The organism is Pseudomonas sp. NPDC087342 (assembly GCF_044744265.1).
In the GTDB taxonomy this organism is placed as follows: Bacteria; Pseudomonadota; Gammaproteobacteria; order Pseudomonadales; family Pseudomonadaceae; genus Aquipseudomonas; species Aquipseudomonas nunensis.
Genome location: NZ_JBIUXZ010000003.1, coordinates 262,191 through 277,165, shown reverse-complemented (window position 1 = coordinate 277,165; position 14,975 = coordinate 262,191). Strand labels below are relative to the sequence as shown.

Annotated in this window: 12 protein-coding genes; all 12 read left to right on the top strand. The window is 48.1% G+C overall.

Annotated features, from left to right (window positions below; translation table 11 throughout):
• The first annotated feature begins 74 nt into the window (after positions 1-74).
• The 12 genes from ACIOYV_RS11635 (at position 75) to ACIOYV_RS11580 (ending at position 14,974) form a co-directional block, all read left to right on the top strand.
• Positions 75-1,010: a LysR family transcriptional regulator gene (locus tag ACIOYV_RS11635; RefSeq protein ID WP_401323803.1), complete on the top strand. Its 936-nt coding sequence runs from the start codon at positions 75-77 to the stop codon at positions 1,008-1,010.
• Positions 1,011-1,937: 927 nt separating this feature from the next.
• A complete protein-coding gene (hisN, locus tag ACIOYV_RS11630; RefSeq protein ID WP_401324025.1) occupies positions 1,938-2,729 on the top strand; it encodes a histidinol-phosphatase in 792 nt (263 codons plus the stop codon).
• A 395-nt stretch (positions 2,730-3,124) separates the two neighbouring features.
• Positions 3,125-4,624, top strand: a complete 1,500-nt coding sequence (locus ACIOYV_RS11625) for an aldehyde dehydrogenase family protein (RefSeq protein WP_401323801.1) — start codon at positions 3,125-3,127, stop codon at positions 4,622-4,624.
• Between the two features lie 158 nt (positions 4,625-4,782).
• Positions 4,783-5,532: an electron transfer flavoprotein subunit beta/FixA family protein gene (locus ACIOYV_RS11620; RefSeq protein WP_401323799.1), complete on the top strand. Its 750-nt coding sequence runs from the start codon at positions 4,783-4,785 to the stop codon at positions 5,530-5,532.
• Entirely contained in the window at positions 5,532-6,473 is a 942-nt protein-coding gene (locus tag ACIOYV_RS11615) for an electron transfer flavoprotein subunit alpha/FixB family protein (RefSeq protein WP_401323798.1), read from the top strand. The genes ACIOYV_RS11620 and ACIOYV_RS11615 overlap by 1 nt, the downstream gene beginning before the upstream one ends.
• A 245-nt stretch (positions 6,474-6,718) precedes the next feature.
• Positions 6,719-8,839, top strand: a complete 2,121-nt coding sequence (locus ACIOYV_RS11610) for a methyl-accepting chemotaxis protein (RefSeq protein ID WP_401323796.1) — start codon at positions 6,719-6,721, stop codon at positions 8,837-8,839.
• An 88-nt stretch (positions 8,840-8,927) separates the two neighbouring features.
• On the top strand, positions 8,928-9,119 hold the full coding sequence (locus tag ACIOYV_RS11605; RefSeq protein ID WP_401323795.1) for a 4-oxalocrotonate tautomerase family protein: 192 nt from the start codon (positions 8,928-8,930) through the stop codon (positions 9,117-9,119).
• Between the two features lie 75 nt (positions 9,120-9,194).
• Positions 9,195-9,542 carry a RidA family protein gene (locus tag ACIOYV_RS11600; protein WP_401323793.1) on the top strand — a complete coding sequence of 116 codons (348 nt, stop codon included), beginning with the start codon at positions 9,195-9,197 and terminating at the stop codon, positions 9,540-9,542.
• A gap of 685 nt (positions 9,543-10,227) precedes the next feature.
• Complete coding sequence (locus tag ACIOYV_RS11595) at positions 10,228-11,844, top strand: GMC family oxidoreductase (protein ID WP_401323792.1); 1,617 nt, start codon at positions 10,228-10,230, stop codon at positions 11,842-11,844.
• Positions 11,841-12,278, top strand: coding sequence for a hypothetical protein (locus ACIOYV_RS11590; RefSeq protein ID WP_401323790.1), 438 nt, complete (start codon positions 11,841-11,843; stop codon positions 12,276-12,278). Before ACIOYV_RS11595 ends, ACIOYV_RS11590 begins: the two co-directional genes overlap by 4 nt.
• A gap of 63 nt (positions 12,279-12,341) precedes the next feature.
• On the top strand, positions 12,342-14,093 hold the full coding sequence (locus tag ACIOYV_RS11585; RefSeq protein ID WP_401323788.1) for a dihydroxy-acid dehydratase: 1,752 nt from the start codon (positions 12,342-12,344) through the stop codon (positions 14,091-14,093).
• A complete protein-coding gene (locus tag ACIOYV_RS11580; RefSeq protein WP_401323786.1) occupies positions 14,090-14,974 on the top strand; it encodes a dihydrodipicolinate synthase family protein in 885 nt (294 codons plus the stop codon). Before ACIOYV_RS11585 ends, ACIOYV_RS11580 begins: the two co-directional genes overlap by 4 nt.
• The last annotated feature ends 1 nt before the right edge of the window (position 14,975 follow it).

The window sequence follows — 14,975 nt, the reverse complement described above, 5'->3', positions numbered from 1 at the left end:
GCACCTTGTTCAAATTGGAAAAGATGCTCAAGGATAATCAGGAACGTGTGCTTTGATTAGTCGCTAGAGATGGCTTGAACTCCTCCATTATTGGAAGCAATACCGTGCTGGATCTAAATGAAATCGCTATGTTCATCCAAGTGGTGCACGAGGGTAGTTTTGCCGGCGCAGCGCGGCGAATGGGAATCCCGGCCAACACTCTAAGTCGCCGTATCGGTCAATTGGAAGAGCAGCTAAGTGTTCGTTTGTTGCAGCGCTCCACGCGAAAATTGGCACTTACCGACGCCGGACGTTCCCTTTATGACCTTAGCGCGGCCCAAGTCAATGATTTAATAGATGTAGGCCGCTATTTGGTAAGTGAAAATCTTGCGCCATCTGGCGCCGTGCGGGTCGCAGCTCCGGCGGATTTTTTTGATGTATATATGATGGAATGGATCGCCGACTTCCTCAGGCAGTATCCTGGTATCCAATTGGATTTTCTACTCAGCGATAGCCGAGATGATTTGATTGATAAAGGCATCGACGTCGCGTTCAGAGGTGGTGAATTACCAGATTCAAATCTGATCGCACGTAAAGTTGGCACGGAGTTTCAGATATTAGCGGCGAGCCCCGACTATCTGCAAAATTATGGAAGCCCTCAGTCTGTGGAGGAACTTACCTCACACCAATGTATTCGTCATACTAGAACTGTAGGTAATACTAAATGGGTACTCGATGGGCCGACAGGCCTACATGAAGTTGAAGTTACCGGCCGTTTTTGCGCTAACACGGCACAATCTCAACTAAAGGCCGCATTGGCCGGTTTGGGAATTTGTCTCCTGCCGCTGCGATTTTTGAATGATCACCTGCAAAGCGGCCGTCTAACTCATATTCTGCCTGAAATAGGACGTTTCAATGTCGAATTTTACATCGTTTATCCGAGTCGTCGTCAGGTACCTCTAGCAGTTGCCTGTTTTGTTGAGAAAATTGTTGAGCATCTGCAACACAAGACTACAACATCCTCTCGATGACCCATCATGCCATTGCCAGATAACTCTGTAAATTTTGCAGATCCGAGTGTAGGGTGCAGAAAGTTGAATGATATGCCGATCTGAACCGAATCCAACCGTAAAAATTTTTCTGAATGAAAGATCGGCGTTTTGATAGCTTTCACGTTGAGACGTTGCACCTTAGGTCGCTCTCTAGCGCACCGCATTCACTCACTCCGCCTCAGGAGAGTTTCACGAACACCAGTGCCACCTGCTGGGTGGCCGATGGCCAATTTTCCAGCATCAACATCCCGAATTGCGGCTGGAGCTGTCAATCGCCGATCACAACGAGAAATTACTAGCTCGTGAAGCCGGTGTGACGATCCGCATGTTTGCTCCCCCACAGACCGCCTTGTTAGCGCAGAGGCTATGTCATAGCCCGTTGAGCTTATACGCCCACGTCGATACCTGGCACAGAATGGTACGCCACTCAATCGCGAGGACTTAGACAATCATCGTCTGATCGGTTATGACCGAGATCTTGCTCCACGTGCAAATTGGAAGACACAAGGTTTCACGCTACCCAATGAAGAGTTAGCATTCCTTTCTGACTACGCAATGACCCGCTTGGCAGCTTCGCGCAGCGGCATGGGAATCGGCTTATGCTACGCAGCTCCGGCAGGTCGCGAGCCTGAATTATGTGCCCTGTCAAGAGGTGCTGCTAAGCCTTGATCTAGGATTATGGATCGTTATTCACAGCGTCCAACGTCAGCAGCAAAATCTACGCCATCTGTTTGACTACTTGTTCTTCGTTTTGCTAACGGCGTTGCAGTTGCCGCATAGTTGTAATTCGGAGCACTCATGCCTTCCTTTGCCAGGCAAAGCATAATTTGGTTCGACGGCAGTGTCGGAACGTTTTGGTGGGTACTTTTTAGATCAGTCAAATTCTCCACAAGCTTAGGGAACACCATGTCTATGACCGCTGATGAAATTGCAGAATACTTAGCTTTTGCCGAACAACTCGCCGATGCTGCAGCGTCGGCCATCAAGCCGTTCTTCCGCGCGCAATTGGACGTAGAGGATAAGGGGGGGCGTCTCTTCGATCCGGTAACGTTGGCTGACAAAGCTGCAGAGAGGGTGATGCGAGAGCAGATTTTGGCGCGATACCCCGAGCATGGTGTATTAGGGGAAGAGGAAGGCACTACGCTAGGAAAGAGTCGTTTGACTTGGGTGCTCGATCCTATAGATGGCACACGAGCATTTATTACCGGCTTGCCGCTTTGGGGAACGTTAATTGCCCTGAACGATGGTTACCGACCAGTCGTTGGCGTTATGAACCAGCCATTCACCGGTGAGCGTTACCTCGGAAGTCACCTTGGTTCCTGGTGCAATGGTGCCCAGCTAAAAACACGTAATTGCCATAGTCTCGCCTCGGCCACGCTAATGTGCACCACGCCAGACATGTTCGACACGCCCGAAAAATCAGCTGCATTTAAGTCTATCTCTTCAAAAGCGCAACTGGTGCGATTTGGCGGTGACTGCTACGCGTATTGCATGCTGGCCTCAGGATTTGTCGATGTGATCGTTGAGGCTAGTCTGCAATCCTACGACGTCCAGGCGCTAATACCTATCATTGAGGGAGCTGGCGGGATAATTACCACCTGGGATGGTAGCTCTGCACAAGATGGGGGCAGCATCGTCGCATGCGGTGATCCTAGCCTACATGCCGAAATTGTTGATCTACTTAAGCACGCCAATTGACTCGGAGCTGACCAAGGCTGATCACGGAGCTAATAACGGAACAGCGCGCTCGGTTTGCTCTCTAATTTAAATCTCGATTCGGTTATAACCAAAAGCCCTCGAATGAGGTTTAATAGATTAATCAACGAGACGCTTTTCCGCCCTGTTGTTTCCCTTGCAAAAACGCTTGGCGACATCTGCCTTTTGAGCCAACCTATGCCATTTTTCAATATCTGAAAGCCCATATGGGTGTTTGTCGTTATTTCTGCTGTCCCGGTAAATTGCTGACCAATCGCTATTGAGGGGATTCTCCCGCGCAAAGCGAACGGCTTCGTCGATTGTCTTCAGGGCTCTACCAAAGGCCCTTCTGAGGCAATCGATGTACTTGCTCAAACCGGAAGATCGCAGGAGTCAGCATGAGTGTTTCAATTGAAGAGAAAAAAAATGCCCAATTACTGGCGCGCGTAGCCGACATCGCTCGCAGTGTAACGTTTGGCCACGTTATTGACGGGGTTAGCGAAGATAACGGTCCAGGAAAAAACATTGATGTCCTGAACCCAGCTAATGGCGAATGCATTGCTCGAATCGTAAGTGGCACTGCCGAAGACGTGGATAGGGCCGTAAGCGCCGCTCGAGCAGCGTTCCCCAAGTGGAAAGGGTTGCAGCCTTCTGACCGCGCTAAGGTGCTCAATTCCGTAGCGGATGCCCTAGACGCAAATGTCGACGATCTCGCTGCTCTGGAGTCATTGAATGCCGGAAAACCTTGGATGGTTTCGCGTGCAGAAACACAAATGGGAGGTGAAGTATTCCGCTTCCTCGCCGGCGCGGCCCGCGCGCTGCAAGCACCCGCTACCGAAGAGTACGTAAGTGGTTACGTCTCGATGATTCGACGCGAACCCGTCGGCGTTGTCGGAGCGATCACACCCTGGAACTATCCTCTCCTGACTGCGGTGTTCAAAATCGCTGGTGCACTTGCTGCTGGCAACACCATGGTTCTGAAACCGTCCGAGCTGACACCACTGACAACCGTGTATTTCATGCGGCTTGTGGCTGATATTTTGCCACCTGGTGTCTTGAACATTGTCTTGGGGGCAGGTTCCGTTGTCGGGTCGGCAATCTCCCAGCATCCTGATATTGATCTGGTTTCCATCACAGGCAGCGTCGTTAGCGGACAGCGCGTCGTAATCGATTCAGCTAAATCGCTCAAACCCACGCACCTGGAGCTTGGTGGTAAGGCGCCTGTTGTTGTGTTTGAAGATGCAGATTTAGACAAGGTTGTAGAAGCCATCCGAACGGGAGGATTTTGGAACTCTGGTCAAGAGTGTGGAGCTGCAACACGGGTAATCTGCGCAGCATCTATCAAAGATCTTTTGACAGCTCGTCTTGTAGAGCGCATCTCGACCATCCAAACGGGGGCTGTGACGGACGGTGAACAGATTGAGATGGGGCCACTGATCAGTAGACGCCATCTGGATTCCGTTGCCGGCATCGTGTCCCGAGCGAAGCAAGACGGAGCGACGATTGCTTTGGGTGGCGAACCTACACATGGCCCGGGTTACTTTTTCCCCCCAACCGTGATCACTGATATCAAATACGGAAGTGAGATCACTCGAGAAGAAGTCTTCGGCCCTGTCATCACGATTGAGACGTTTGATGATGAAGCAGACGCAATCAAAAAATCGAACGACGTGGCATATGGGTTGTGTGCGTCTGTTTGGACACAAAATGTTGGGCGCTCTCTTCGTATGACAAGCGCATTGAATTTCGGAACTGTCTGGATTAACACTCATTTGGTCTTGCCAGTCGAAATGCCTTGGGGTGGGTTCAATGCGTCAGGACATGGCCGAGAGCTGTCGACGCTTTCATTGGATGACTTTTCTCGAACAAAACACGTCATGATTTCAATGTCCTCATGAGTGCGTGTTTTTTCGTGAGATTCGTTGTAAGAAATCGCATGTAATAGAAAGTAAAGCATCAGAGCTGATGTGCGCTGATATAGAAAGCAGTGCACATCTCTCTTTGCGTTACCTGAAGTAATTATTCTAAAAAAAAGCGATATATTCGGGAGAATTTCTTGAAAATATTAGTGCCGATAAAACGTGTAGTCGACTTTAACGTTAAGGTGCGTGTTAAAGCTGATTGTAGTGATGTTGATCTTACGAATGTTAAAATGTCGCTCAACCCGTTCTGTGAGGTAGCGATTGAAGAGGCTCTGCGTTTAAAGGAAGCTGGATCTGTAACAGAAGTAGTTGCGGTTTCGATTGGGCCAGACTGCGTGCAGGACCAGATCCGTACGGCTCTTGCCATGGGCGCGGATAGGGGTATTCATATAAAAACAGATGAAACTCCGGAGTCCTTTTCTGTCGCTAAATTACTCGCAAGTTTGGTAGGCGTGGAGCAGCCTGATATTGTCATATTGGGTAAGCAGGCAATTGATTCTGATAATAATCAAACCGGCCAAATGTTAGCGGGTCTGGTGGGTTTCTCACAAGGCGCATTCGCGTCGAACGTTACGGTGATTTCCAACGAAGTCAAAGTTGATCGTGAAGTGGATGGCGGGCAACAGACGGTGTACTTGAAGTTGCCAGCTGTTCTGACAGCAGATTTAGCTCTCAATATCCCAAGATATGCATCCTTACCAAATATCATGAAGGCTAGAAAGAAACCTTTGGTGACAGTCACGCCTTCTGAACTGGGTGTAGAGCTAATAATTCATCAAAAGCTTTTGCGCGTGGATATTCCAAGCGAACGGGCATCCGGAAAAATTGTGTCATCGGTGGATGAGCTGATTAACCAACTTAGAAACGCAGAGAAGGTGATCTAATGGCGATCCTGATTTTTGCTGATCATAACAATACTCACCTAAAGTCTACGACCTATAACGCCGTAGGTGCGGCGGCTATTATCGCGCAAATGACTGGTGGTAATTTAGAGGTCGTTGTGAGTGGTAGCAATTGCGGTGATGCTGCGAAGGAAGCTGCGGCAATCAAAGGCGTTTCCAAGGTATGGGTGTTAGACGAAATTTTTTTCGAGGGGCAACTCCCGGAAAACGTAGCTCCAGTTCTCGCCAACCTGGCACGGAGCTACACACACTTGGTCGGCTCCTCAAGTTCGAATAGCAAAAATATTTTGCCCCGAACAGCGGCACTGCTCGGCGTTGCACAGATTTCGGAAATAATCAGTGTAGAGGCGCAAGATACGTTCAAGCGCCCAATATATGCCGGCAATGCCATTGCTACTGTTAAATCGCTTGATCCAATCAAAGTGATTACGGTGCGTACCACTGCATTTGCCCCTACTACTGCTACCGGAGGATCAGCTGAAATTGCTACGGTGGAGGAGGGAGTAGATAGAGCCTTGTCTCGATTCGCTGAAGAGCGGAGTGCAATTTCTGATCGTCCAGAACTTCAATCGGCTAAAGTGATCGTATCCGGAGGGCTCGGTGTAGGCAGTAGTAGTAACTTTTCTCTAATTGAAAAACTTGCTGATAAGTTTGAGGGTGCTGTTGGGGCATCACGAGCGGCAGTAGATGCTGGTTTTGCGCCAAATACGCTTCAAATCGGGCAAACAGGAAAAGTTGTCGCCCCCGAGCTTTATTTTGCAGTCGGTATTTCCGGGGCTATTCAGCATCTGGCGGGTATGAAGGATTCCAAGATAATTGTCGCTATAAATAAGGATCCAGAAGCTCCGATTTTCAAAGTAGCAGATTATGGACTTGTGGGCGACTTGTTTGAAGTTTTACCAGAACTTGAGAAAAAGCTCTAGATTGCAAACCAAAAGATTTTGAGGCTTTTATTTAGTTTTTGCTTTCTGAAATTCATTAATTAAGTTGCCTTGCGACACCTCACGAATTTCAGAAGTTGGTTCTTGCTACTATTGAAATGGCATCAGCAAAATGATTTTGCCAAATGTGGTGGTTGAGTCCACGGATTGTTTTTGATTACTAAGCTTTTGATAGGTGATGATGGTCGTCATTGAGTTCGTTGATTTTTGCATTTTAAGGGGGAGTAATGCGCTTATCAAATTTATCTATAAAAACGAGAATCACTGTACTCGCTGGCCTTTGCATGATTGGAGTTGTATCAGCTATTGTATATGCTTCGGTAATAAAAATTCAATCAGTGTCTGACGTAACTGAAGTGTCTAGTTCAAAAGAACTAAAAAAACAAGCAATTGACCATTTGCATAAAGTCAGCGAGGCAGAGGCAGGAACTATAAGTCGGCGTTTTTCTGAAAGCACTATTTTTTTGGAAACGTTGGGCAGACAGATTATGTCTACTCGTAAGCAGTCGTTGGCGTCGAGTGAAGATCTGACAGTGTTACGAAAAAAGATCTTCAACATGATTCTAGAACAGGTATCTGCTAACTCTAATGTATTTGGGGTAGGCGTGACATTCGAACCTAATGCATTTGACGGACACGATAAGGACTTCATCAGCAAAAGTTTTCAGACCGGTAATGAGATCGGTCGTTACGCTTTCTACGCGTCGCCACAATCTAAAAGTAACACAGTGCCAGAGTCCGAGATAATCGATAATGGGTTACCAGGTACTTATTGGTATAGTTGTCCTTTAAAAGAAAAGCGACTATGCGTCGTGGATCCTTATACATATACAGATCCTGCCGGTAATGCGACTCTGATGACGACAATTTCTACTCCACTTTTTGATGGAGATAAGTTGGTTGGGGTGATCGGGTTGGATCTTGCGCTGAGCAGCTTGCAATCTTTAGCGCAGAAAGCTAGTGATGAACTTTATAAGGGTGCTGCTCAGGTTACATTCGTGAGTTCGGAAGGTAGTGTTGCTGCCCGGAGTAATGACGCCAAGGTATTAGGAACAAGCCTGAAGCTAATTGAACCTGAGGCTTCTGAAGAGATTATCTCAAGACCTCAGAAAAATAACGCTACCATCCTCGACAACGGTTCTGAAATTTCAGTTATTTTCCCTTTTTTGCCCGTCCAAGAGGGTAGGAACTGGAGCGTTCTAATTCAGGTGCCGACTGATATTCTTTTAGCGTCGGTACATGAATTAAAAGGAAAATTGAGCGAGATGAAGACATCAGCAACGATAGATTTGTTAGCTGTCGGTTGTATGGCGGGCTTTGCAGGACTAATTTTGATCTGGCTTATGTCTTTTACCGTTACTCGCCCTATACTTCAAGTGGCTAAAATGCTTGAGGATATTGCTAGCGGAGAAGGGGACCTGACAAAACGTTTAAACTATGTAGGGAAAGATGAAGTTGGTCGGTTGGCGGGCTGGTTCAATAGGTTCCTTGATAAGCTACAACCTATAATAATTGAAATTGGGGAGTCGATTAGAAATACTAGGCTTACAGCGGGCCAGGCTTCAGACATTGCTAACGAAACAAGTAGAGGGATGCAGGAACAGTTCAAAGAAGTAGATCAAGTTGCCACCGCTTCACAAGAAATGAGCGCTACATCGCAAGACGTTGCCAGAAACGCAGCGCTGGCAGCTGATGCCGCTCGGAACGTTGATAGGGCCGCGCAGGCAGGAATGGACACTATCGTTAGAACAACTGAGTCCATAAATGCGCTAGCTGCTCAGATGAAGAGTGTGATGGTTGAGGTCAGTCAGCTAGAAAAAAACAGTGAAAAAATAGGAAATGTTCTAGAGGTCATTCGTTCGGTAGCCGAGCAAACAAACCTTTTAGCGCTGAACGCGGCGATCGAAGCGGCTAGGGCAGGTGAGTCAGGTCGTGGATTTGCGGTCGTAGCCGATGAAGTAAGGAACCTTGCCAGGCGGACGCAAGATTCTGTAGTGGAAATTCAGGAAGTAATTGAAACCTTACAGTTACGTACAAAAAGTGTAATTAAGTCTATACAAGCTAGTCATGTGCAGGCTGATGGAAGTGTTCTGCAGGTAGATCAAGCCGTCCAATCGCTGCAAGCTATCAATGAAGCTGTTGAGGTCATACGTTTGATGAACTTGCAAATTGCAAGTGCAGCCGAGGAACAAAGCGCCGTATCAGAAGAGGTAAATCGTAACGTATCAACAATCCGGGATGTCACCGAAAGGCTCACTCTGCGTTCAGAGGATTCTGCCAGCGTCAGTGAAACATTGAATACACTAGCTAACAAGCAGCAGTCGCTAATGAATAATTTTCTTGTTTAATTGCTCTGCTTGCGTAGTGTAAAGGTTAGTGAGCGCCTCTAATAATACGGCGCATATAAATTTATGACCATCTTACGAGATATAAACTATGCCGATAGTTACGATTCAATTGTTGGAAGGACGGTCAGCGGCGATTAAAGAAAAAATAGCACGCGAAGTCGTCAAAGTTTTCGAACTAGAGTTACACCTAGCCCCTAATGACACTACTGTTGTTTTTCAAGATGTGAAGGCTGAGGACTGGTTCGCTAACGGCGCGTCCTTGAAAAAAGGTAGCAGTTGAATTGATGAGTTTCATCAATTTTACGTAAGCTTATTCTTAAGCTTCGGTTCAAAACATATAACGGAGGTTTTATTTGTGAGTATTATACGCAAGCAAATTGGTGAAAGAATGAGCCAGGCTGCCATTTACAATAGAGTTGTTTATTTGGCGGGACAGGTGGGGAATCCGGAAGGTTCGATCTCCGAACAAACCGGTGAAGCACTATCAAGAATCGATTCATTATTGAGCGAGTCTGGTTCCAGCAGAAATAGCATTCTTAGTGCAACCATTTTTTTGGCTGATATTTCAGATTTTAAGTTAATGAACGATGTGTGGGACGAGTGGATTCGCCCAGGGTTTACTCCTGCCCGTGCTTGTGCTGAAGCGAAGCTTGCACATCCTTATCTAAAGGTTGAAATAATTGTGATTGCAGCTGTTGAATAGTTATAAGTTTTTAAGTCTCAAAGGCCGATGACGTCGTGCTTTTGAGACTTAATAATAAGATAGGTTTATCAGAGAAATTACGGTGGAAGGCAAGTCTGATGTATTGCTGGTTTGTGTATTCATGTTAAACAAGCGCGGAACAATTAAACATCGTCAATAAATCTTCGCGAAGTCACCTCTTTTGATTTTCAGCGAAGCATTTAGCATCGATATCGTTGCCATGCTTTCTAGCAGTCATTCCCACCCCCCCATAGCCAGCTCGCCCCCCTCATGTCTCCTGCTATTTATTGCTACCAACCTCTAGCCCATGCATGGAGCAGTAGACATCTTCATAACGCGAAACCCGGCCAAATTCATCGTGGCGTAAGCCCATGACGATGGAGAAACAAGCGAGTGGTCGGAGCTGCTAAATTTTCTGTGATTCGGTCCCTGTATGAAAATTTAAGCTGCGCTGTCGGGGCCCGGAAGAGAGAATTTTCTCCGTTGATTTTATCATTAGGAGGCTCTAAAGCGGGCCTTTGAGCGGATTCTGCAGATGTAGTTCTGGAGAGAAAATTTGAGTCTGGTGGTATAACAAAATTCGATAACTGCATGTCCATATGGGTGTTTGTCGGGATCGCTCGCGAGCGAGTAGATTGGGCCATGCGCTTCATTTCTACTGTGAATTTAATGCGAGACGCTTTCAATGACCCATTCATATGATGATGTTGATGTGGTGATCGTCGGAGCTGGCCCGTCAGGAGCCGTATCTGCCCACACCCTAGCGAGTAAAGGGTTCAAAGTGCTTTGTTTAGAGCAAGGCGATTGGGTCAGCCCGGCCGACTATCCTGGAAATAAGCCTGAGTTTGAACTTCTCCTACAAAAAAAATGGAGTTGGAATCCGAATAAACGTGAGCGGCCTGAAGACTATCCAATGAACCTCGATGGGACGGATGTCACTCCTATTATGTTTGCCGGAGTCGGTGGGTCTAGTCTCTTGTACGGCGCTCAATGGTTGCGTTTGTTGCCATCGGATTTTCGCGTAAAAACTCTTGATGGAATTTGTGATGACTGGCCGATTGATTACTACGACCTTGAACCTTACTACAATCGCGTCGATGCGTTTTTGGGTGTGGCGGGTCTAGGAGGAGATCCTGCCTACCCGCCGCAGGATTATGAAATGCCTCCACACCCATTGGGCAAGGGTGGAATGGTGGCTGCGAAGGGATTGAACAAACTTGGCTGGCATTGGTGGCCTGGTACTCAAGCAATCCCGACTTGGAAATTCAAGGCGATGGAGAAATGCGTTCGCTGGGGTGTCTGTGAAACAGGATGCCCAGCGGGTGCCAAGGCTTCATTCGACCTTGGTTATTGGCCGCATGCGACGGCTGCCGGCGCACAGCTAGTGACCGGAGCACGCGTACGTAAGATCACCACTAATGACCAAGGTCTCGCAGATTCGGTTATCTGGATCGATCGAGAAGGTGTCGAACACACCCAGCGAGCAAAGATCGTCATCATGGCAGCCAACGGTATTGGTACTGCTCGACTATTGTTGCTTTCGGCTTCCAATGCGTTTCCTGATGGGCTTGCTAACTCCTCCGGACTTGTTGGCAAAAACTTGATGTTGCACCCCAATAATGAGGTGCTTGGCTTATATGATGAAGATATCGAAAGTTGGAAAGGTCCAGCTGGCCAGCTAATTTACTCTCTTGAATTTTATGAAACGGATAAAAGTCGCGGCTTCTATCGTGGATCTAAAATGAATTTGATGCCGGTTCCAGGTGTTTTGCGACTTGTATCTACTCACGAAAATCTTCCGTTCGAAGAGCGGTGGGGATCTGCGCTGCATGACATCACCAAATATGCAGGTCACGCGTTGAGTTGGGCAGGGAACATCGAGGATTTACCTGAGGAAACCAACCGGGTGATTCTGGACCCAGTTTTAAAAGACAGTGATGGTATTCCTGCTCCTCGTATTGAATATAAAATTTCTGAGAATACGCAGAAAAACCTTGATTTTGCTCTTGAGCGAATGGCTGAAATGCACTTGGCTGCCGGGGCCAAAAAGATCTTTAAAACACCACTGTGGCGGGAGGCCCCGGGGCATATTTTAGGCACTGCACGTATGGGGGACGATCCCAAGGCATCTGTTGTAAATAAGTATGGACGGAGCCACGACGTTAAGAATCTATTTATTGTTGACGGAAGCGTTATGGTTACCAGCGGTGCAGTCAATCCAACTGCGACCATTGCAGCGCTCGCGCTGAGAACTGCTGAGCATATTATCGACACGGCTGCTGAAATGGGGGTGACTGTATGAGTCGCGTATCTATCAGCTCCGAAGCCACAAATGCTTTAACTAGTTTGGCAAAAGTTTTAATTCCGGGTACTGATACAATGCCTGCAATCGATCAGTTACCAATGTTTGAAAGTTTAATTCAGGTAGCTGTGAAGTCTTGCGGCTATACTGATGAGCAGATTGAGCTAGCCATTTCTAACATTCCAGGCGATGTTGATTGGGTAAGTGCTAAAAAATACTCCGAGGAAATGCCGGAAAGTTTTAATATCGCGGCAACGTTAGCATCTGCCGCATACCTGATGGCACCTCCTGTGCTCGAAGGTCTCAAATTTCCTACTGATCGTCGGCATCCAGCCGATGTGGAGGATTTCCTTCAAGAATACGATACGGGAATTCTTGAAGAGGTTACTAACCGCGGCCCGAGATTTAGGCACACAGAGCGAACGCCTAAGTAATTGATTGTAATCTTTAATTAAATGACTTTCCATCCAGTAGCTCGTGATTAGTAGGTTGGTGCTATGTCTAATTCAGATGATAAAACTAATAAAAAAACGCTGCGTAGTCGTGCGTGGCACGAATCAACGGGAGTGGAGGGCTTTCTCCAGCGATCTTCTCTGAAGGTTCAAGGCTTGCGAGAAAAGGATTATCAAAAGCCAATTATTGGTATTTGTAATAATACCAGCGACTTTAACCGTTGCCATACGCATTTTGGTGGAATGGTTGAGGGCATCAAGGAGTCAATCCTCCAGAGTGGTGGCTTGCCACGTATTTTTAATACGATGACCATGGGCGCGGATAATACAATGCCGCTCGGTTCTTCGTTCATGCACCGAAACTTGCTGGCAATGGAGATTGAGCAAACAGCTGATATTTACTCCATCGATGGGCTCGTCATGCTGGGTGCTTGTGACGAAACGATACCAGCTATGTTGATGGCTGCTGCATCTATAGACCTTCCTACTATTCTATTGCCAGGCGGCCCATCATTCAGTGGATTCTGGAGGGGGCGTGATGTCGGCTCGGGTACCGATTTCCACAAAGCATTGGAAGCTGTAAAGCGCGGTGAGTTGGACCTTAAGGACATCACATCCCTCGAAAATTCATTGGAGCGTAGTCCTGGTCACTGCAGCACTATGGGAACCGCCGCGACCATGGCAGTCATCGCTGAAGCAATTGGAATGGCACCTTCGGGAAGTTGCGCTATCCCAGCTGTGGACTCCCGTCGCATCGCTATGGCGCGTGATGTTGGCGAATACATCATGCAGTTGGTGGCTGATGACCTTCGGCCATCTCAAATTATGACCGCTGAGGCATTCGATAACGCTATCCGAGCGTTGGCTACCGTAGACGGTTCAAGCGCTGCCGTAATGCATTTGTTAGCAATTGCTGGGCGCCTTGGCATTGATCTGCAGTTAGAGCAGTTTGATCGTATTTCCACCTCTACCCCGGTGCTGCTCAACTTGCGGCCGGCGGGGGAGTACTACATGAACGACTTCTTTAATGCTGGCGGCGTCCCTGCGATGCTCAACGCGTTAGGACCGCTAATCCACAAAGATGTTATTACCGTAACCGGTAGGACTTTGGGGGAGGAGATCGCCGGCGCTCAAATTGAAGATCCTCGTGTTATCGGGACTTTAGATAAACCAATCTCTGAACCGCGCGGCATCTCTGTACTGCACGGGAATATCGCACCAGATGGAGCGATCATTCGTGCTGGTGTGGCCTCTCCAGACCTTCTCGTACATCGTGGTAGGGCGCTGGTGTTTGAAGGAAAGGCTGATCTTGATGATCGTCTCTATCACCCAGATTTTGATGTGCGCCCTGGAGACATCATCGTTCTAAGGGGCGAAGGACCTAAGGGTTCTGGTATGCCGGAATCAGGCCGTATCGCTGTACCCGAAAAGTTACTCCTTCAAGGGATTAGCGACATGATTCGAATCACGGATTCCCGTTTGGGCGGCACCGTGAAACAAACCGCGATCTTGCACGTAGCACCAGAATCAGCGGCGGGTGGTCCTTTGGGACTGATCGAAACTGGAGACATGATCCAAGTCGATGTCCCTAACCGTCAGTTCAACGTTGAGGTTTCGGACGAGGAACTGGCCGCGCGGCGCCAACGCAAAGGCCCGTCTGTTGTTCCACCGAGAGCAACTCGCGGGTATGCAAAGCTAGTGCTGGATAGCGTTATGCAGGCCAACAAAGGCTGTGATTTGGACTTCCTCGCACTCCCTATTTCTAAATCAAAAACAACAAATGAGGCAGCTAAATGACCACTAATATTTGGCCACAAGGTTTGATCACCGCATTGGTTACGCCATTGCACGATGACGCCGTAGATCTTAAGTCCCTGGCTCAGCTCGTTGAGTATCAAATTGATTCTGGCGTGGGTGGACTTGTTGTTACGGGCGGCACTGGGGAGCACGGTGCACTATCAGTAGACGAGCGAGCGCTCTTGATCCGCGAGGTGGTCAAGTTTGTAGCAGGTCGTGTTCCTGTTATCGCTGCAACCGGCTGCTTCACTACCGCCCAGACCATCGAATTGAGCCGCGTGGCAAAACAAGCTGGCGTGGCGGGGCTACTGCTTGCCTCCCCATTCGGTGAGCCGATCAGTTGGGCAGAGCGGTACGCTTTTTATCAAGCGGTTACCTCAACTGTTGAGTTACCCGTGATGATCTACAACACGCCTCCTGCCGGGGTATTAAACCTCGACCAAATCAAGCAACTGGCTGAGCTTCCTAATATTAGCGCGGTGAAAGACAGCTCTGGTGATCCAGAATTGATGGGTGATGTGGTCGCCTGGGCCAAGAACATCGGCTTCGGCGTGTACGTAGGCAAAGACTCATTTCTGTGCGAGGCGCTTGTAAGCGGTGCTCAGGGAGTAGTTTTCGGAGTTTCGAACTTCATTCCTCGTGAGTTAGTAGATTTCATCTCACGCATTCGCACCGAAGGTGCAACGCCAGCTAATCTCCAAGTATGGAGTGGCCTGCGGCCGTTCCTGAGGTTCATGGAAGGCTCCTCTAACTACGTAGCGTTTTGTAAGATCGGTTGCAAAGCTCGCGGAATTGACGTTGGCAACGTAAGAGCACCATACCTGATGCCAGAAACTGACGAGAAAAGCCGCTTCAGCGAGTTGTTAAACACGCTGAAGTAAT